Origin of the sequence: Kribbella sp. C-35 (genome assembly GCF_046549195.1) — a bacterium.
In the GTDB taxonomy this organism is placed as follows: Bacteria; Actinomycetota; Actinomycetes; order Propionibacteriales; family Kribbellaceae; genus Kribbella.
Genome location: NZ_JAJPWG010000003.1, coordinates 1199820 through 1216545, shown reverse-complemented (window position 1 = coordinate 1216545; position 16726 = coordinate 1199820). Strand labels below are relative to the sequence as shown.

Genomic DNA, 16726 nt, shown 5'->3' with positions numbered 1-16726 from the left:
TATGGCGACGTTCGAGGGCAGGATCGTGGTTAATGAGGGTGGGGGTGCCTGGGTGGAGGTGCCTGAAGACGTGATTGCTGGGTTGGGGGGAGGTGGGCGGATTCCGGTGGTGGCTTCGTTTGACGGGGTGGGGTATCGGGGGTCGATCGCGTCGATGGGCGGGTGTATGGCGTTGGGGGTGTTGAAGAGCATTCGCAGCGAGTTGGGGAAGGGGGACGGCGACTCTGTGACTGTGACCGTTGAGCGGGATACCGGTGACCGGGTTGTGGAGGTGCCGGAGGATTTCGCGGCGGCCTTGGCGGAGGCTGGGTTGCGGGAGGCGTTCGACGGGTTGAGTTACAGCCATCGGCGTGAGCACGTGAACGCGATCAACGACGCGAAGAAGCCGGAGACGCGGGCTCGGCGGATTGCTAAGGCTTTGGAGATGGTTAGGGCTTCTTGAGGGAGGCCAGTTCGGTGCGGTTGGAGACGCCGAGTTTCGCGTAGACGTGGGCTAGGTGGGTCTTTACCGTGCCGCGGCTCATGAACAGGCGCTCGCCGATCTCTGGGTTGCTGAGGCCTTCGACGGCGAGGGCGACGACCTGTTCCTCGGTTGGTGTGAGGCTGGCCCAGCCGGATGATGGGCGGCCGCGGACGCCGCGGGCACGGCGGGCGTACGCGACGGCCTCGTCCAACCCGAGCGGCGGCTCATTCGAGGTTTTGAGTGGCGGGAGGTCGGGCGGTGTTGCCAGGCCGAGCTCTTTACGGGCGGCGGTTGCGGCCCCACCGAGACGGCTCGCGTCCGCGGGACGATTCGTGTGGATTGCCAACAGAGCAAGGGATTCCAGGCTGTCGATGACGTACGTGCGCAGCCCGTGGTCGACGCGGATCGTGAGCGCCTGGTGCAGGAGGTCGGCGGCCTTGTCCGGGTGGTCGGTGATCGCGATCCGGCCGAGTTGGTCGAGGGCGTCAGCCAGGATCCGCGGGAGGTTGTACCGGCGCGCCAGCGCGGCGGCACGTTCAAGCAGCTCGGTCGCGTCCTGTCCGCCGGCACGCTTCGCAGCAGCGACCGTGGGCAGCAACATCGCGGGGGCGAACGTCCCGGCGAGCGGGCTGTCCGGCGCGGTGTCGCGGGCGAGCCATTCGACCGCTGCGTCGTACTCGCCGCTCCAGAACGAGATCAGCGCCATCACCTGACCGAGATTCGGTACGACGGCGCCCGCCGTGTCGGCCAGCTCGAGCAGCGGCCGCATCAACTCACGCGCTTCGTCGAGTCGGCCCGTTCTGGCCAGCACCGACGCCAGCTGTCCGCGTGCGGTGCCGACGCGGTGGAAGTCGGCGAGCGGTTCGGCGGCGGCGAGGGCGCGTTCGGCGATCTCGACCGCCTTCAACGGTTCGCCCGTGGAGACGAGGCTCTCGGACCAGACGGTCAGCACGGTCGAGGCGATTCCGCGTTCGCCGCTGGTGATCAGACCGTCGGCGGCGCGATCGAGCAGCGGGCGGAGGTCGTCATGGCGATCCCACAGCGAGAGCAGTACGCACTGCAGGGCGACGTTCGCGTTCCGGGCCGATTCGTCGCCGATGCCGTCAGCGAGCCGTGCACCCTCCGCCGTCAGATCCCACGCTTTCTGGAAGTCGGTGAAGAACTCGCCGACAGCAACCAGCGCGAGGAACAGCGAACGCAGCCGGTCGTCATCCAGTTCGGTCGCGAGTTCGAGCCCGCGGCCTGCCGCGTCGTACCCGAACGGGTCGACCGTGTCGGCGACGGTCGCGTACCCGTAGAGCAAACGCGCCTGGAGCAACGTTCGGTCGTCCGGCGCGCGATCGATCGCGCGGCGCAGGTAGCCGATGCCCTCGTTGCCGGTCGCCTGCAGGTTCCACAGCCACCGCAGCGCCGCGGCGAGCCGTCGGCCGCGTTCCGGATCGTCCGCGGAAAGTCCGTTTTCCAGGGCAACGCGGTAGTTCTCGCGATCCGGTTCGATGAGCGCGCGCCAAGCGTCGCGATCCTTGTCCAGCAAGGGTTCCGCGGCCTCGGCGACCTCGAGGAAATGGCCGAGATGCCGATCCCGTACGTCGTCGTCCGCCGTCAAGCGTGTTCCGGCGTACTCGCGGATCGTCTCCAGCAGCCGGTACCGTCCACCCTCGGCGACGACGAGCGATTTGTCGACAAGCCGTGCGAGAACCTCCAGTACGGCGCCGCAGACGGCCGATGCGGCGTCGAGGGTGAACCCACCCGCGAAGACCGCCAGCCGGCGGAAGACCTGACGCTCGTCCTCGTCGAGCAGGTCGTAGCTCCAGTCGATGGATGCGGCGAGAGTGCGCTGGCGGGCCGCGACACCGCGAACGTTCTTCGTCAGCAGACCGAACCGATCGCTCAGACCTGCCAAGATCTGCTCCGGCGTCAGCGTGCGGACCCAGGCGGCCGCCAGCTCCAGAGCCAACGGAATGCCGTCCAAACGCACGCAGATCGAGCGGATCGCCTGGTCCGACTCGGGGTACGCAAGACCGCCCGCACGCTCAAGGAACAACGCCCGCGCCTCATCCGGAGCAAGTGCAGGTACGCGCCAGATCGCCTCGCCGGGCACGTCCAACGGCTCCCGGCTCGTCGCCAGAACAGAGACCTCCGGGCAGCCGGTCTGGAGGGCGACGACGAACTCGGCGACACCCTCGATGATCTGCTCGCAGTTGTCGAGGCAGATGAGTGCCTGCTTGGTGCGCAGTTGGCCGATCAGCAGGCGGTCGCCGGGCTCGATGAGCAGACCGATCGCGGCGGCGACCGTCTCAGGGATCTGCACACTGTCGGTAACAGCAGAGAGGTCGACCCACCAGACTCCGTCCGGCCAGCGTTCGGCCAGTTGCGCCGCGGTCTGCGCGGCCAGGCGCGTCTTGCCGCTACCGCCCGGTCCGGTGAGGGTGACGAGGCGGCTGCCGGAGAGTTGAGTACGGAGCGCTGCGACCTGGGTCTCCCGGCCGACGAAGCTGGTGAACATCACCGGAAGGTTGTTCGGCACCCTGTCCAAGGACTGCAGCGGCTCGGCGGTGGAGGTCAGCTCGAAGACCCGCTCCGGCGTACCGAGATCCCGCAGCCTGTGCACGCCGAGGTCGACGATGTCCGGGGAGCCACGATCGGCGTCCCGCAGACCCGCGGCAGTAGTTGCGGTGAGCAACGTTTGGCCGGGGTTCGCCAAGGCCAGCAGGTGTTCGGCGTGGCGGACCGCGGGTGCGGTAGTCGGTGCGGTGTGCAAGGCGATTCGGAGCAGCTCACCAGCAGGCACCTGGGATGCTGCGTCCCGGAGCGATCGCGCTGCGGAGGTCGCGTCGGCCGCATCGTCGTACACCAGGACGGGCCATCCGGCGTCCCGGCGTACCAGCTGCTCCCCGGGTAGCTCGGCGGCCAGGCCGGCCAGGCGCGCGTAGGCGGGTGCGCTGGCGGCACCGGCGTACGACGCGATCAGGACTGTCACCCCACCCATAGCCGCCAGTCTGCCATTCGGCTGTGTGGGGTCGCCGTTGTCGACAGTATTCGCTACCCTCCCGAAAGGGGGGTCGAAGAAGTGAGGAGCCTGATGGCAGACACCACGTCGACTGACCACGGACGATTCGCGCTACCGACCAAGAACCTGCCCGCACCGCAGGTTCGCGACCTTCCCGAGCCGCCCACCAAGACCTGGAAGATCATCGGCCCCGGCATGGTCGGCGCCGGGGTGGGGCTGGCCTCGGGAGAGTTCATCCTCTGGCCCTACATCTCCAGCCAGATCGGCCTGGTGTTCCTCTGGGGCGCCGTCGTCGGCGTGTTGGTCCAGTGGTTCCTGAACATGGAGATCGAGCGGTACACGCTGGCAACTGGTGAGACAGCGTTGACCGGCTTCAACCGGTACGGGAAGCACTGGGGCCTGTTCTTCGCGATCATGACGTACTTCGCGAACCTCTGGCCGGGCTGGGCCACGAGCTCGGCGAGCATGCTCACGTACCTCTTCGGCGCCGGCGATCCGCGCTGGATCGCGATCGGCATGCTGGTGCTGATCGGCGCGATCCTGACCCTCGCGCCGGTCGTCTACGTGATGCTCGAACGACTGATCGCGGTGAAGATCGCCGCTGTCGCGCTGCTCGTGATCCTCGCACTCGTGTTCGCGATCCGCGGGAAGACGTACGGCGCGCTCGGCGACGCGGTCACGCACCCGCAGTTCCCGGCCGAGCAGCTCGGGTTCGCGCTGGTGATGGGCGCGATCGCGTACGCCGGGGCAGGCGGCGGCCAGAACCTCGTGCAGAGCAACTGGATCCGGGACAAGGGTTTCGGGATGGGCGTGCATGTGCCGCGGCTGACGTCACCGGTGACCGGTGAGACCGAGGCCGACCCGACCGCCAACGGGTACACGTTCCCGCCGAACGACGAGAACCTGGCCCGCTGGAAGCGCTGGTGGAAGTTCGCGAACATCGAGCAGGCCGCGACCTTCGTGGCGATCACCGTGGTGACGATCATCTTCACCTCGATGCTCGCGCACGCGACGTTGTTCGGCGACAGCGCCGTGAAGAACAACATCGGCTTCCTGAAGATCGAGGGTACGACGCTGCAGACCCTGGTCGGCGGCTGGTTCGGCTACCTGTTCTGGGCGATCGGCGCCTTCTCGCTGTTCGCCGCGGCGGCCGGCATCGTCGACTACACGTCCCGCCTGGCGGCCGACATGGTCAAGGCCCGGTACCTGCGCGAGTCGCAGGTCTCCGAGTCCAAGCTGTACTTCTGGCTGGTCTGGGGACTGGTTGCCTTCGGCATCATCGTCCTGCTGGCCGGTGTCACCCAGCCGCTGGTGCTCCTGGTGATCTCCGCCTGCACCGCCGGCACCATGATGTTCGTCTACTCCGGCCTGCTCTGGTGGATGAACTCGAGGGCTCTCCCGCGCGCCATCCGCATCACCACCTGGCGTTCGGCCGTCCTCTGGTTCTCGTTCCTGGCCTTCGGTTTCCTGGCCGTCTTCACCATCATCGACCAGGCAAAGAAGCTGTAGACGGACGGCCATGCATGCAGAACCCCGTCAGAAGGGCGATCTGAGCCGCTCACGACGGGGTTCTGCCTGCCTGGAGGGTCAGCCGAGGAAGTCGACGGCGGCTTCCTCGGCGGCGGTACGCCGTACGACCTGGACGCCGCTGCGCGCCCGGACCGTGTGGTAGACGTCGACGGACGCCTTCAACGCTCGTAGACAGTCGGCGCGGTCGGCGGTCGCGACGGTCTCTCGCAGCGCCGGCACGAGTTCCGGTGCGAGCGTTTCCAGCCGCCGTACGCCGGCCGGCCGCGTGGTCCGCCCGATCCCGGCCAACGGCGCGATCGCGACCCCGCGAATCGCGCCGAGCGCTTCGATCGCCTCGAACAACTCGCCCCGGGCGATCTTCACCGCGACGTAGTGCACCCAGACCCAGATCCGATCCTCGATCCACTGCGCATCCGGCTGCGGCCACTGCGCCGTGGACTCGGCACGCACGCGGTCGACGGTGTCGTCCCGCTGCCACAACACGAGACCGTCCTCGACCCGCTCTCGCAGCCCGTCGGGCGTCACGAACTTCAGGTCGACATGCACAAGTGGCGGCCCGAACAACGCGATCAGCAACCGCGGCTCACCGACGTGCTCACCGGTAAAGCTCGAAAGCAGCGACCCGACCCGCCCCGCGAACTCCTTCGCCTCCGCCAGGCACTCCGGCTGCCCTTCCGGCGTACACACCAGCACGAGATCCAGATCCGAATACTCATCACTGGTGCCCGAGGCAACCGATCCACCGACGACCACCGCGAGAACCCGCGGATCCTTGTTCGCCTCCGCCACCACACTCTCCGCAAGCACCCGAAGATGCTCCGGCACGCCGACCAGTTCCACAGTTCCTCCTCCATCAGGTCAGCAGGCCATCATCACCCACCGACCTACATCGAGGCGAACGGATTTAGAGCAGACCGCGGACTCCTGATCAGGCACGTGGTCCGTAGGCCTCCGGGGCGCCGTTGGCGGTGGTGAAGAGGGAGTAGACGGAGGTGGTCGCGGTGAGGAACAGGCGGTTGCGTTTCGGGCCGCCCCAGGTGAGGTTGCTGACGGTTTCGGGGACCAGGAGTTTGCCGAGCAGCGTGCCGTCGGGGTGGTAGACGTGGACGCCGTCGGCGGCGGACGCCCAGACGCGGCCCTGGGTGTCGAGGCGGATGCCGTCGAAGATGCCGTTGCCGCACTCGGCGAACAGTTCGCCGCCGCTCAGCTTGTCACCGTCGACGGTGAAGACGCGGATCGTCGCCTCCTCCGAATCGGTGATGTAGAGCAACGACTCGTCGAGTGAGAACGCGAGCCCGTTCGGCCGGTTGAAGTCGTCGGCGACGCGGGTCAGCCCGCCGTCCGGCGCGACCCGGTACACATGACAGCCGCCGGTCTCGATCTCGCCCTTGTACCCCTCGTAGTCGCTGTCGATCCCGTACGCCGGATCCGTGAACCAGACCGATCCGTCCCGCTTCACCACCACGTCGTTCGGGGAGTTCAGCCGCTTCCCGTCGTACTCGTGGGCGAGGACGGTGATGCCGCCGTGGTGCTCGGTCCGCGTCACGCGCCGGTTGCCGTGCTCGCAGCTCACCAGCCGGCCCTCGGTGTCGCGGGTGTGGCCGTTGGTGTTGCCGGCCGGGTGCCGGAAGACGGAGACCTGGTACGACGTCTCGTCCCAGCGCAGGATGCGGTCGTTCGGGATGTCGCTCCAGAGCAGGTACCGGCCCGCGGCGGAGTACACCGGGCCCTCGACCCAGCGGCCGCCGGTCCACAACCGTTCGAGGCGGCTGTCACCGCGAATCCCGGTGAACCGGTCGTCCAGCTTCTCCCAGACGGCCGGTGCGGTCCCTGCCAACGGTTCGAGAATTCCCGTCATCACGACTCCTCCTGATTGTGGACCTCTCGAACGGAAGGATATGCGTGGCGCCGCAACGGGGGCACAGAGGTACAGCGCCGTGTCAGACACCGTGATGTGGAGACATCCTTTGACGCTCGACACCGTTCGCGAAGACAAGGCGATCGAGAACCTCACTCGCCGACTCAACGACAGCTTCGCCGACATCCATACTCCCGAAGACATCGAGACCGCGATCCGCACCGCCCGCGAGTCCTTCGCCGGCGACCCGGTCCGCGACTACGTACCAGTCCTGATCGAACGCATGGTCCGCGCAGAACTCGCCCCGAAACCGGAGGTCGAAGAGCAGCCCGACGGGCACGACAAATGGTCCAGACCACCCTCGGTTCCTTCGATCGCCACCGCCGGAACAGCACGCCGGCGAATCCCCGTCGCCCTGCCGGCCGCGGTTGCGGGCGTGCTGGTGGTCGCGACGGTCGCGACCGTGCTCGTCGTACGTAACGGCGACGACGTTCAGGCGCAGACCGGGTTGACCACCGTCGGCGGTGTGATCGGCTCGGAGAAGCGCGCGTTCTTCGAGGATCCCGACGTGAAGGCCGCGCTCGCCAAGCACGGTCTCGAGGTGAAGGTCGACACCGCGGGGTCGCGCGAGATCGCCACCTCGGTCGACCTGGGCAAATACGACTTCGCGTTCCCGTCCAGCACCACCGCGGCGGAACGGATCCTGCAGCCGGCCGCGGGCCGCCCGGCGGTCAGCGGAAAAAAGTACAGCGTTTTCTCGTCGCCGATGGCGATCGCGACGTACCAGCCGATCGTCGACCTGCTGTCCGCAACCGGGATCGCCAAGCAGGTCAACGGCATCTGGTACCTCGACATCCGCAAGTACGTCGACCTCGCGAAGGCGAACTGGCGCTGGACCAACATCCGCGGCAACACGACGTACCCGGTGAACAAGCGGATCCTGATCACCACCACCGACCCGCGCACCTCGAACTCGGCGGCGATGTTCCTGTCGATCGTCAGTTATGTTGCCAACCACAACAGTGTGGTGGAGAGCGCCGCGGACGAGCAGAAGGTGCTGCCGCTGGTCGCGCCGCTGTTCGTGAACCAGGGCTACACCGACAACTCCAGCGAGGGCCCGTTCGACGACTACCTGTCGCTCGGCATGGGCAAGTCGCCGATGGTGAACATCTACGAGGCGCAGTTCGTGGACGCCGCCGTACAGCGCAAGCTCAAGCCCGGCATGGTGCTGATGTACCCGTCGCCGACCGTTCAGTCCAAGCACACGCTGATTTCGCTGAACGGCAACGGGGAGAAGCTCGGTGAGCTGCTCTCCACGGACGCCGAGTTGCAGCGGCTCGCGGCCCGGCACGGGTTCCGGACCGCGGACAAGTCGCAGTTCGCGAATGTGGTCAACCAGTACGACGTCCCGGTCGCGAAGGACGTCATCGACGTCGCGGACACCCCGACGTACGGCGCCCTCGAGCGACTGCTGGACGCGGTGTCCAAGTCCTACCGCTGAGCCCCTTGCACGTTCGACAGCCATGACCACACCGAAGTGGTCGCGGTGATGAACAGGCGGTTGCCCTTCGGGCCGCCGAACGTCAGGTTGGACACCACGTCCGGCAGCAGCAGCTTGCCGATCAGCGTGCCGTCCGGGTCGAAGCAGTGCACGCCTTCGTGCGTCGCCGCCCAGACCCGGCCGGTGCTGTCCAGCCGGATGCCGTCGAACATCCCGCCCTCGCACGGCGCGAACACCTCACCCCCGGTCAGCTTCTCGCCGTCCACGTCGAACCGGCGGATGTGCTTGCCCGGGGTGTCGGCGACGTACAACTGGCTCTCGTCGCGCGAGAAAGCCAGGCCGTTCGGGCGGATGAAGTCGTCCGCGACGACGGTCACCGCGCCGTCCGGGGCGATCCGGTAGACGTGGCAGCCGTCGATCTCCTGCTCGGCGGCGTGTCCCTCGTAGCTCGAGGTGATCCCGTACGGCGGGTCGGTGAACCAGATCGACCCGTCGCTGCGTTCGACCACGTCGTTCGGGCTGTTCAGCCGCCGCCCGTCGAGGTGTGACGCGAGGACGGTGCGAGTTCCGTCGTACTCCGTCCTGATCACCTGGCGATCGCCCTGCGAGCAACTGATCAGGCGGCCGGTGCGGTCGATGGTGTTGCCGTTGACGTAGCCGGACGGCTGACGAACGCTATCCTGTCGCTGACAACTCAAACAGAACGAGATTTGGTTTGTGACCGATATGACAGTAGATGATGTGGATCGCGGCTTGCTGGCCGCGTTGCAGGAGGACGCCGGACAGTCGTACGCCGCGCTCGGGCAGGCGGTCGGGCTCTCGGCCGGATCCGCCCACGAACGGGTCCGGAAACTGAAGGCGGCCGGCGTGATCCGGCGTACGACGGTCGACGTCGACCCGGCCGCGGTCGGACTCGGCGTACTGGCGTTCGTCCTGCTCGAGTCGGGCGCCTGGATGGGCGACGAGCCGACGCTGAAGGCGTTGCGGAAGATCCCCGCGGTCGAGGAGGCGCACATCATCGCCGGGCCGGCGTCGGTCCTGGTGAAGGTCCGCACGGCGACCACCGAGGACCTGCAGGCGACGCTGCGCGCGCTCCATCAGGTGGACGGCGTGACCAGCACTCAGACAGTGGTGGTCCTGGAGACCTTCTTCGAGGGACGACCCGCCGTGCTGTGATCGTGGTGTGAGCAACACCCTGCCCGCAGGACGGCTGCTTCACCCTAGACTCGGGCCAGCCGAAGGGAGTCGCTGTGTCCGACAGCTTGCAGATCACCAAGGTGCTGGTCGCGAACCGGGGCGAGATCGCCGTCCGGATCGTCCGCGCCGCCGCCGACGCGGGGCTGAGCAGCGTCGCCGTGTACGCCGACCAGGACCGGGACGCGCTGTTCGTGCGGCTCGCCGACGAGGCCTACGCGCTGGACGGGTCGACACCGGCCGACTCCTACCTGAACATCGCGAAGATCCTGGACGTCGCGGCCCGCTCGGGCGCGAACGCCGTACATCCGGGCTATGGGTTCCTGGCCGAGAACGCTGCGTTCGCCCAGGCGGTGATCGACGCCGGGCTGATCTGGATCGGTCCGCCGCCGTCGGCGATCGACTCGCTGGGCGACAAGGTCAAGGCGCGGCACATCGCGGAGAAGGTCGGCGCGCCGCAGGTCCCTGGCACTCCGGACCCGGTTGCCAACGCCGACGAGGTCGTTGCCTTCGCGGCGGAGTACGGGCTGCCGATCGCGATCAAGGCGGCGTACGGCGGTGGCGGGCGCGGGATGAAGGTCGCGCGGACGCTGGAGGAAGTACCGGAGCTGTTCGAGTCGGCAACGCGTGAGGCGGTCAGCGCCTTCGGCCGCGGTGAGTGCTTCGTCGAGCGGTACCTGGACAAGCCGCGGCACGTCGAGACCCAGTGCCTGGCCGATGCCCACGGCAACGTTGTCGTGGTGTCGACGCGGGACTGCTCGCTGCAGCGCCGGTACCAGAAGCTCGTCGAGGAGGCGCCGGCTCCGTTCCTGTCGCCGGAGCAGCTGGAGCTGCTGTACTCGTCGTCGAAGAAGATCCTCCGCGAGGCCGGGTACGTCGGCGCCGGCACGTGCGAGTTCCTGGTCGGGCAGGACGGGCTGATCTCGTTCCTCGAGGTGAACACCCGGCTGCAGGTCGAACACCCGGTGTCGGAAGAGGTCACCGGGCTGGACCTGGTGCGGGAGATGTTCCGGATCGCTCAGGGCGAGGAACTCGGGTACGACGACCCCGTGGTGTCAGGGCACTCGATCGAGTTCCGGATCAACGCCGAGGACGGCGGGCGCGGGTTCCTGCCGGCGCCGGGGACGTTGACGCGCTGGCACGCGCCGTCGGGTCCGGGCATTCGCCTGGACGGCGGGTACGACCAGGGCGAGACGGTGCCGGGCGCGTTCGACTCGCTGGTCGCGAAGCTGATCGTCACCGGGCGGGACCGTCAGCAGGCGTTGGAGCGGTCGCGACGGGCGCTGCGTGAGTTCGTCGTTGAGGGCATGCCGACGGTCATTCCGTTCCACGCCGCGGTCGTTTCCGACCCGGCGTTCGTCGGGACGGACGGGTTCAAGGTCCACACGCGGTGGATCGAGACCGAGTACGACAACCAGCTCACGCCGTACGACGGTCCGACGGCCGAGGCGCCTGTCGACGCCGAGCGGGAGAAGGTCACGGTCGAGGTCGGAGGCAAGCGGCTCGAGGTCGTTCTGCCCGCCGGGCTCGGTGCGATCGGCGCCGTGCCTGCGGCCGGCGGGTCTTCGAAGAAGAAGCCGTCGCGGCGGGCGGGCGGTACGAAGAACTCGGCCGCCTCCGGCGATTCGCTGACGTCGCCGATGCAGGGCACGATCGTCAAGATCGCCGTCGAGGAAGGCGCGACGGTCGCCGAGGGCGACCTGATCGTGGTCCTCGAGGCGATGAAGATGGAACAGCCCCTGAACGCCCACAAATCCGGCACCGTCACCGGCCTCAGCGCAGAAGTAGGCGCCACAGTCTCAGCCGGCGCCGCCATCTGCGAAATCAAGGACTAATGCAGGACGAGGAGTACCTGCCGGTGCCGGTGATCGACGCGGTTGCGATCGACTGTGCGGATCCGGATGCGCTGGGGCGGTTCTGGCAGGCGCTGATCGGCGGCGAGCTCCGCCCCGATCAGCACGGCGTCACCGAACTCCACGGCGGCCGGGTCCGCCTGGACTTCGCCCAGGTCCCCGAAGGCAAGCAGGTCCGCAAGAACCGCGTCCACTTGGACCTGTACGTCCCCCCGGAAACCAAGGACCGCTCCATAGCCCGAGCCCTGTCCCTCGGCGCCACCCGAGCCGACGACATCTACGACGGCCCCCTCTGGCAATGCCTAAGAGACCCCGAAGGCAACGAATTCTGCCTCATCTGGGGCGCCGACCACCCCTAACCGCGGATGTGGTGACACCCCCCGGTGACCTCACGATTCGGGTGGATTGACAGACAGTTCTCAGGTTTTCGCTGTAGGTTCCCTGCAGGTGTCTCGGTGAGGAGGGTTACTGCATGTCCAAGAAGACCCATCAGCAGCAGCTGGCGGCGCGGAAGGCGAAGCGGCAGGCTGAGCGGGAGGTGGAGCGGCGGCGACAGCGGCGGAATCTGGGGATCACCGTGACCGCGATCGCGGCGGTGGTCGTGGTGCTCGTGGGGGTCTTCGTGGTGTTCGGGGTGGGCGGCGACGACAAGCCGGCCGCGTCGCCGGTGCCGGCGGAGAACAAGCCGGCCAGCATCCCGACCGCGATGGCACCGGCCCCGAAGCGGGCGACGCCGCTCGCGTCCGAGGTGAACTGCACGTACAAGAAGTCCACCGAGCCGGCCGCGAAGAAGGTCGATCCGCCGGCCGACGGGAAGACCAAGGCGTCGGGTACGTCGAAGGTCAGCCTGAACACGTCCATCGGCGACCTGCAGCTCACCCTAGACAGCGCGCTCGCGCCCTGCACGGTGAAGAACTTCCTCAGCCTGGTCGGCCAGAAGTACTTCGACAACACCAAGTGTCACCGGCTGACGGTCGGTGAGGGCCTCCAGGTGCTGCAGTGCGGCGACCCGAGCGGGACCGGCTCCGGCGGGCCGGGCTACAGCTTCGCGGACGAGGTGTACCCGACGCTGAAGTACGGCCGCGGCATCCTCGCGATGGCGAACTCCGGCGCGAACACGAACGGCAGCCAGTTCTTCATCGTGTACGGCGACGCCTCCGGGCTGACCCCGCAGTACACGGCGTTCGGGACGATCGACGAGCCGAGCGTGAAGCTGATCGACAAGGTCGCGGAGGCCGGCGTCACACCGCAGAACGGCCCCCAGGACGGGACACCCATCACGCCCGTCGACATCAAGTCAGCAACAGCAGCAGCCTGAGACAGAACAACCGCGCGGCCCGCCCCCTGCCGGGGACGGGCGGCGCGGCTATTTGCTAGTTCCTCGTCGTCAGGCGAGGAGGTGGTACTGCGAGCGGGGCCAGGCCAGTAGGGCGTGGATTTGGGTTATGCCGGATTGCTGGAGCAGTTCTACCGAGCCCTCGCGGAACTTGTAGAGGTTTGTTGCGGGGTCGCGGGTGGTGTTCCAGTTGTAATCGGCGTAGGCCTGCATCGCCTTGCGGTAGCGGGGGTCCGGGACGACCGAGTCCAGGATCAACAGGTTCTTGAACCAGATCGAGTTGAACGCCGCACCGTTCTTCGCCAGGATCTCAGGCGTGTTGTAGAACGCCAGCGAGGCGTTGGCGACCGACTTCGCGTCCCGCAGGTACTTGACGTTACCCGTTGCCTTGAACAACAACACGCCGGCGCCGAGCATCACGCCCTGGTTGTAGCTCCACTGCGTCTTCTCGATGTTGCCGGCCAGGTCGATGTGGTCCCAGTACAGCCCGTTCGGCGCGAGCATGCAGTCCTGCGCCCACTGGTACATCCGCTGGGCCCACGTCAGGTACGACTTGTCCCGCGTCAACAGGTACAGGTGCGCCCCGAGCTCGGCACCCGGGCCGTTCGACACCGTGTTCCGGTCCTGGCTCCACGGCGCCTGGGTCCAGTACACGCCGCCGGCGCACGGGTGCGACGGATCCGTGTCCCAGCCGTGGACGACGAGTGCGAAGATCTCCTTCGCGCGAGCGAGTGCAGCACGGTCACCAGTCCGCTTGAACCGCTGGATCAGGTTCAGCCCGATCCACTCGTTGTCGTCGTAGAACTTGTCGCCGCCCTGCCCGTTCGGCGGCCGCACGTACGAGTCGTGCCCGGTCGGCGTCGTACCGGAGTTCCAGTAGAACTCGTACGCCGCAAGCCGCCGATCGGCCTCCGCCGAGCCCTTCCGGCCCGCACCGGGTACGCCGGCCAGGTTCTCCGCCGCGATCGCCGCCTGCGAGTACGGCCAGACGTACGAGTACGGGTTGCTCTGGGTGTTCGGGTACTCCTCCAGCAGCAACCCCTTGCCGGCGTCGAAGTACTTGTTGATCGCGTCGTACGACGCACGCGCCCGAGCGGCAGCGGTCGGGTCGGTGCCCGCCGCCTCGCCGGCACTGGCCGTGGTCATGTTCAGCGAGCCGAGGACCGCGACCGCGAGCACTCCGGCGGCCAGCCGGGTTGATATACCAATCTTTCTGCGCATCGACCTGCTCCTCCTGGGCGGTGGTTGACAGCGATGTCACGTTCTAACCGGCGCAAGGACACCCCGTCAATGCCTCAGCGAACAGGCCTTCTGGAACCACTAGTTGGTATATCAAGAAGTCCGGGCCGGGAAACTGATCCACGAGGACCGCAGGTGCAGCCGGATCCGCACCTGGTCGGCCGTCAGAACACGTTTTCCGCGCGACCCGACCGCCTCGACGGTGAGCGCCCGCCCGCCGCCCGGGCCGACGCCGGTCCGCTTCAGGACGCGGACGTAGCGGATCGAGCCGACGGCGAAGACCGCCTGCATCTGCGAGGCGGTCCGGGTCACCGTCCACGACACGTTCGGGTTCCCATTCTTCGGGTACGCGTCCCAGCCGTCCGCCTTGGTGAGCTGGTACGGCGCGTCACCCGCGGCCGTCGCTCCGCCGTTCGACGAGGAGAACTCCGCGATGATCGGATTCCCCTTGTACAGCCGGATCTGTCCCGCGGTTGCCGCGATCGCGTTGTTCGTCGACGTTTCCTCCGAGTCGTACCCGCCGTACACCTGGCAGGACGTGGTGTCGCACAAGTCATACGCTTTCCGCGCCGCGCGAGCCCGGTGGAACACCGAATAGGTGCGAGCGGCAACGGCCTGCGCCTGCAAAGCGGCCGGCCGCCAACTCGACACCGACTCCCGGGGTACGACACCACGCAGGTAGTACTCGAGCGGCAGCACGTTCACCGTGTCCAGATGCGCCCCGGACACGTCGATCGCCCGCAGCGCACCGCGATACCGCCGTACGGCGCCACTCGGCAGCACCAGCCCGATCACCGCCGCGCCCTCGAACTGCGCCATCCCCGTGAACGTCTTGTAGAGCGTCCATTTCCGGGCCTTCGCGTCGTACGAGCTGACCTTCGTGCCGTGCTCGCCGTTCGGGTCGATCGACCACTGGTTCCGGGTCAATGCCCTGGGCAACGGGTAGACCTTGCCAGTGGCCAGCGAGTGGACCGCGAGCCCGCTCACCGCGCCGACCCGGACGCCGTCGGTGGTGTCGGCGCTGACCCGAACTCGGATGCTGCCGGTCGCCCTCCCGGTCGTCGTCCCCGGGTAGTAGAAGTCGAGGATCTGCTTCGCCGGCTTCCCGGCCAGCGCCGCCCCCTGCGCGCCGTACTGCGAGAGTCCGCGGCCGTGCCCGAATCCGCGCCCGTTGATCGTCGTGTCCGGCGCCGCGGCAGGCACGACCTCACGGGCCTGGGCGGTCGCGCTGATCACCGTGGACGACAGAACGACGACGGCGATGGCACGATTCCTCATGATGGTCTCCCGTAGACAAGGTGGACCTGGCGATCCCGCCGGTCCCAGACGAGCCAGCCGCGCTGGAACTTCTGGCGCGATCCGCCCGCCACCTGATAGGCGTCGGTGATCGGCAGTCCGAGCCGCGCACTGCCGGCCCCGAGCCGCCGGTACCGGGTCCGGAAAGCGCCGGACGTGGAATGCGGGCCGGTGGCAACGGAGTAGAAGACGTCGCGGGTGCTGAAGTACGTCGCCCAGCCGGTCCGGGTCCGATGCTCGCCCCAGAACGGCTGGCCGAGGTTCCGGAAACCGAGTTTCCGCGCGTACTCGTAAATCGGGGTCGAGAAACTACCGCTCATCAACGTGTTCACGCGCTGCTTCAGCCAGCCGAGCTTGTTGTACAGCTGGGTTCCCGGGCACGCGGTCGCCTTGGTGTCGCGGTGTCCGGAAACCGTGTGCAGGCGGCTTCCGTCGAGCACGATCGTGGCCAGCGGCGACCGGTAGTTGGCGTCGAGTTTCCACGCGATCACGCGCGCCGTGGACTCCAGCATCGCCGGCGGCGGTGCGGTCTGCTCGAAGTTTCCGATCACCGCAACGCCGAACGAGTTCGCGTTGAACGACGACGTGTGCGCGCCGAGCACCGGCAGCTGCGCCCCGCCGTACCGGCCCTCGAAGACGCGGCCGAACCGGTCGACGAGGAAGTTGTACCCGAGGTCGCACCAGCCGCGGCTCTTCACGTGGTACGCGTACATCGCGCGCACCATCGCGGGGACCTGCGTGCGGGTGTAGTCGTTCCGGTCGGCGGTGTGATGGACGAACGCCGCCAGCACAGTCTTCGTGTACTTCGGCCGCACGCATGAAGCCCCGTTGTGCGCGCGCAGTCGCTCGTCGGCGCCCCAGCGTTTCCGGCTCACCATCAAAGGCATCGGGTACGGCGCCCTGCTCGACGCCGCCTCGACCGAGCCGCTCGGCTCCTCGGAGTCGGAGCTGAGCACGCCGGGCTGGATCAGCACCACCTTGGCGTCACGCACGGCACCTGCACCATTCACCGCACTCGCCTGGACACCCGTGGCATTACCGACCCACAACGGCTCGGTGCCCGCTCGCTCAACTCCTTCGGGATCCGATGGATCGGGACCGTGATCGTCCTCGATCTGCATCGGCTGCCAATCGGTCCATTGCCCATCACGTTGGACCCGAACCTTCGCCGTGACTCCAGCCACGCCTTCGGGCCAGGTGATGCCGACCATTCCGAACGGCGCGGTTTCAGCCTTGACCGACGGCCCGTCGAGCGGGATCTCCTGATACGAGAGATCGGGAAGGTCGTGCGGTAGCGGGACCAGGGCGGCCGCCGTCAACACAAGCGGCAGCAGTCGCGCGATCTTGCCCATGAACAGCCTTCCGGCGCGGGGACGGACAGTCGCTGGGCGGCGCGCTCCTCGATTATGCGCCGACGGTGACCGCTTTCCCGGGATTACGTCACCC

Annotated in this window: 14 protein-coding genes; 7 read left to right on the top strand and 7 right to left on the bottom strand. The window is 67.7% G+C overall.

Going from position 1 to position 16726, the window contains the following annotated elements:
* Window position 1 precedes the first annotated feature (1 nt).
* A complete protein-coding gene (locus tag ACLJOO_RS25745) occupies window positions 2–442 on the top strand; it encodes a YdeI/OmpD-associated family protein (protein ID WP_410789928.1) in 441 nt (146 codons plus the stop codon).
* Here the strand turns inward: ACLJOO_RS25745 and ACLJOO_RS25740 are convergent.
* On the bottom strand, window positions 429–3452 hold the full coding sequence (locus ACLJOO_RS25740) for a helix-turn-helix transcriptional regulator (protein ID WP_410789927.1): 3024 nt from the start codon (window positions 3450–3452) through the stop codon (window positions 429–431). The two genes, ACLJOO_RS25745 and ACLJOO_RS25740, sit on opposite strands and share 14 nt — an antisense overlap.
* 93 nt (window positions 3453–3545) lie before the next feature.
* Here ACLJOO_RS25740 and ACLJOO_RS25735 point away from each other — a divergent pair, with 93 nt between their 5' ends.
* Window positions 3546–4982 (top strand): Nramp family divalent metal transporter, encoded by a 1437-nt coding sequence (locus ACLJOO_RS25735; protein WP_410789926.1) that lies wholly within the window; start codon window positions 3546–3548, stop codon window positions 4980–4982.
* Between the two features lie 78 nt (window positions 4983–5060).
* Here ACLJOO_RS25735 and ACLJOO_RS25730 read toward each other — a convergent pair whose 3' ends face one another.
* Both ACLJOO_RS25730 and ACLJOO_RS25725 read right to left on the bottom strand, forming a co-directional pair.
* Window positions 5061–5843: an aminoglycoside 6-adenylyltransferase gene (locus tag ACLJOO_RS25730; protein WP_410789925.1), complete on the bottom strand. Its 783-nt coding sequence runs from the start codon at window positions 5841–5843 to the stop codon at window positions 5061–5063.
* Between the two features lie 88 nt (window positions 5844–5931).
* Window positions 5932–6861: an SMP-30/gluconolactonase/LRE family protein gene (locus ACLJOO_RS25725; RefSeq protein WP_410789924.1), complete on the bottom strand. Its 930-nt coding sequence runs from the start codon at window positions 6859–6861 to the stop codon at window positions 5932–5934.
* A gap of 109 nt (window positions 6862–6970) precedes the next feature.
* Here ACLJOO_RS25725 and ACLJOO_RS25720 point away from each other — a divergent pair, with 109 nt between their 5' ends.
* Window positions 6971–8362 (top strand): three-helix bundle dimerization domain-containing protein, encoded by a 1392-nt coding sequence (locus tag ACLJOO_RS25720; RefSeq protein WP_410789923.1) that lies wholly within the window; start codon window positions 6971–6973, stop codon window positions 8360–8362.
* On the opposite strand, the gene ACLJOO_RS25715 is transcribed toward ACLJOO_RS25720, so the two are convergent.
* Window positions 8353–9060 carry an SMP-30/gluconolactonase/LRE family protein gene (locus ACLJOO_RS25715; RefSeq protein WP_410789922.1) on the bottom strand — a complete coding sequence of 236 codons (708 nt, stop codon included), beginning with the start codon at window positions 9058–9060 and terminating at the stop codon, window positions 8353–8355. The two genes, ACLJOO_RS25720 and ACLJOO_RS25715, sit on opposite strands and share 10 nt — an antisense overlap.
* Before the next feature lie 28 nt (window positions 9061–9088).
* Between ACLJOO_RS25715 and ACLJOO_RS25710 the strand changes: the two genes are divergently transcribed.
* From ACLJOO_RS25710 to ACLJOO_RS25695, 4 genes are all read left to right on the top strand, one after another.
* Window positions 9089–9538: an Lrp/AsnC family transcriptional regulator gene (locus tag ACLJOO_RS25710; RefSeq protein WP_410789921.1), complete on the top strand. Its 450-nt coding sequence runs from the start codon at window positions 9089–9091 to the stop codon at window positions 9536–9538.
* 92 nt (window positions 9539–9630) lie between these two features.
* Window positions 9631–11391, top strand: a complete 1761-nt coding sequence (locus ACLJOO_RS25705; RefSeq protein WP_410789963.1) for an acetyl/propionyl/methylcrotonyl-CoA carboxylase subunit alpha — start codon at window positions 9631–9633, stop codon at window positions 11389–11391.
* The gene (locus ACLJOO_RS25700) at window positions 11391–11768 is read left to right on the top strand and encodes a VOC family protein (RefSeq protein ID WP_410789920.1); all 378 of its coding nucleotides are present in this window, start codon (window positions 11391–11393) and stop codon (window positions 11766–11768) included. The genes ACLJOO_RS25705 and ACLJOO_RS25700 overlap by 1 nt, the downstream gene beginning before the upstream one ends.
* A 113-nt stretch (window positions 11769–11881) precedes the next feature.
* Window positions 11882–12727 carry a peptidylprolyl isomerase gene (locus ACLJOO_RS25695; RefSeq protein WP_410789919.1) on the top strand — a complete coding sequence of 282 codons (846 nt, stop codon included), beginning with the start codon at window positions 11882–11884 and terminating at the stop codon, window positions 12725–12727.
* Between the two features lie 69 nt (window positions 12728–12796).
* Here ACLJOO_RS25695 and ACLJOO_RS25690 read toward each other — a convergent pair whose 3' ends face one another.
* From ACLJOO_RS25690 to ACLJOO_RS25680, 3 genes are all read right to left on the bottom strand, one after another.
* On the bottom strand, window positions 12797–13966 hold the full coding sequence (locus tag ACLJOO_RS25690) for a glycoside hydrolase family 76 protein (RefSeq protein ID WP_410789918.1): 1170 nt from the start codon (window positions 13964–13966) through the stop codon (window positions 12797–12799).
* Window positions 13967–14077: 111 nt separating this feature from the next.
* Window positions 14078–15262 carry a SpoIID/LytB domain-containing protein gene (locus tag ACLJOO_RS25685; RefSeq protein ID WP_410789917.1) on the bottom strand — a complete coding sequence of 395 codons (1185 nt, stop codon included), beginning with the start codon at window positions 15260–15262 and terminating at the stop codon, window positions 14078–14080.
* A complete protein-coding gene (locus tag ACLJOO_RS25680; protein WP_410789916.1) occupies window positions 15259–16632 on the bottom strand; it encodes an N-acetylmuramoyl-L-alanine amidase in 1374 nt (457 codons plus the stop codon). The genes ACLJOO_RS25685 and ACLJOO_RS25680 overlap by 4 nt, the downstream gene beginning before the upstream one ends.
* Between the last annotated feature and the right edge of the window lie 94 nt (window positions 16633–16726).

What these genes read in the sequence shown, in the direction of transcription:
- ACLJOO_RS25740 (WP_410789927.1), bottom strand. Translation starts at nt 3,452, where the DNA reads ATGGGTGGGGTGACAGTCCTGATCGCGTCGTACGCCGGTGCCGCCAGC.
- ACLJOO_RS25735 (WP_410789926.1), top strand. Translation starts at nt 3,546, where the DNA reads ATGGCAGACACCACGTCGACTGACCACGGACGATTCGCGCTACCGACC.
- ACLJOO_RS25690 (WP_410789918.1), bottom strand. Translation starts at nt 13,966, where the DNA reads ATGCGCAGAAAGATTGGTATATCAACCCGGCTGGCCGCCGGAGTGCTC.
- ACLJOO_RS25700 (WP_410789920.1), top strand. Translation starts at nt 11,391, where the DNA reads ATGCAGGACGAGGAGTACCTGCCGGTGCCGGTGATCGACGCGGTTGCG.
- ACLJOO_RS25725 (WP_410789924.1), bottom strand. Translation starts at nt 6,861, where the DNA reads ATGACGGGAATTCTCGAACCGTTGGCAGGGACCGCACCGGCCGTCTGG.
- ACLJOO_RS25710 (WP_410789921.1), top strand. Translation starts at nt 9,089, where the DNA reads ATGACAGTAGATGATGTGGATCGCGGCTTGCTGGCCGCGTTGCAGGAG.
- ACLJOO_RS25680 (WP_410789916.1), bottom strand. Translation starts at nt 16,632, where the DNA reads ATGGGCAAGATCGCGCGACTGCTGCCGCTTGTGTTGACGGCGGCCGCC.
- ACLJOO_RS25745 (WP_410789928.1), top strand. Translation starts at nt 2, where the DNA reads ATGGCGACGTTCGAGGGCAGGATCGTGGTTAATGAGGGTGGGGGTGCC.
- ACLJOO_RS25685 (WP_410789917.1), bottom strand. Translation starts at nt 15,262, where the DNA reads ATGAGGAATCGTGCCATCGCCGTCGTCGTTCTGTCGTCCACGGTGATC.
- ACLJOO_RS25695 (WP_410789919.1), top strand. Translation starts at nt 11,882, where the DNA reads ATGTCCAAGAAGACCCATCAGCAGCAGCTGGCGGCGCGGAAGGCGAAG.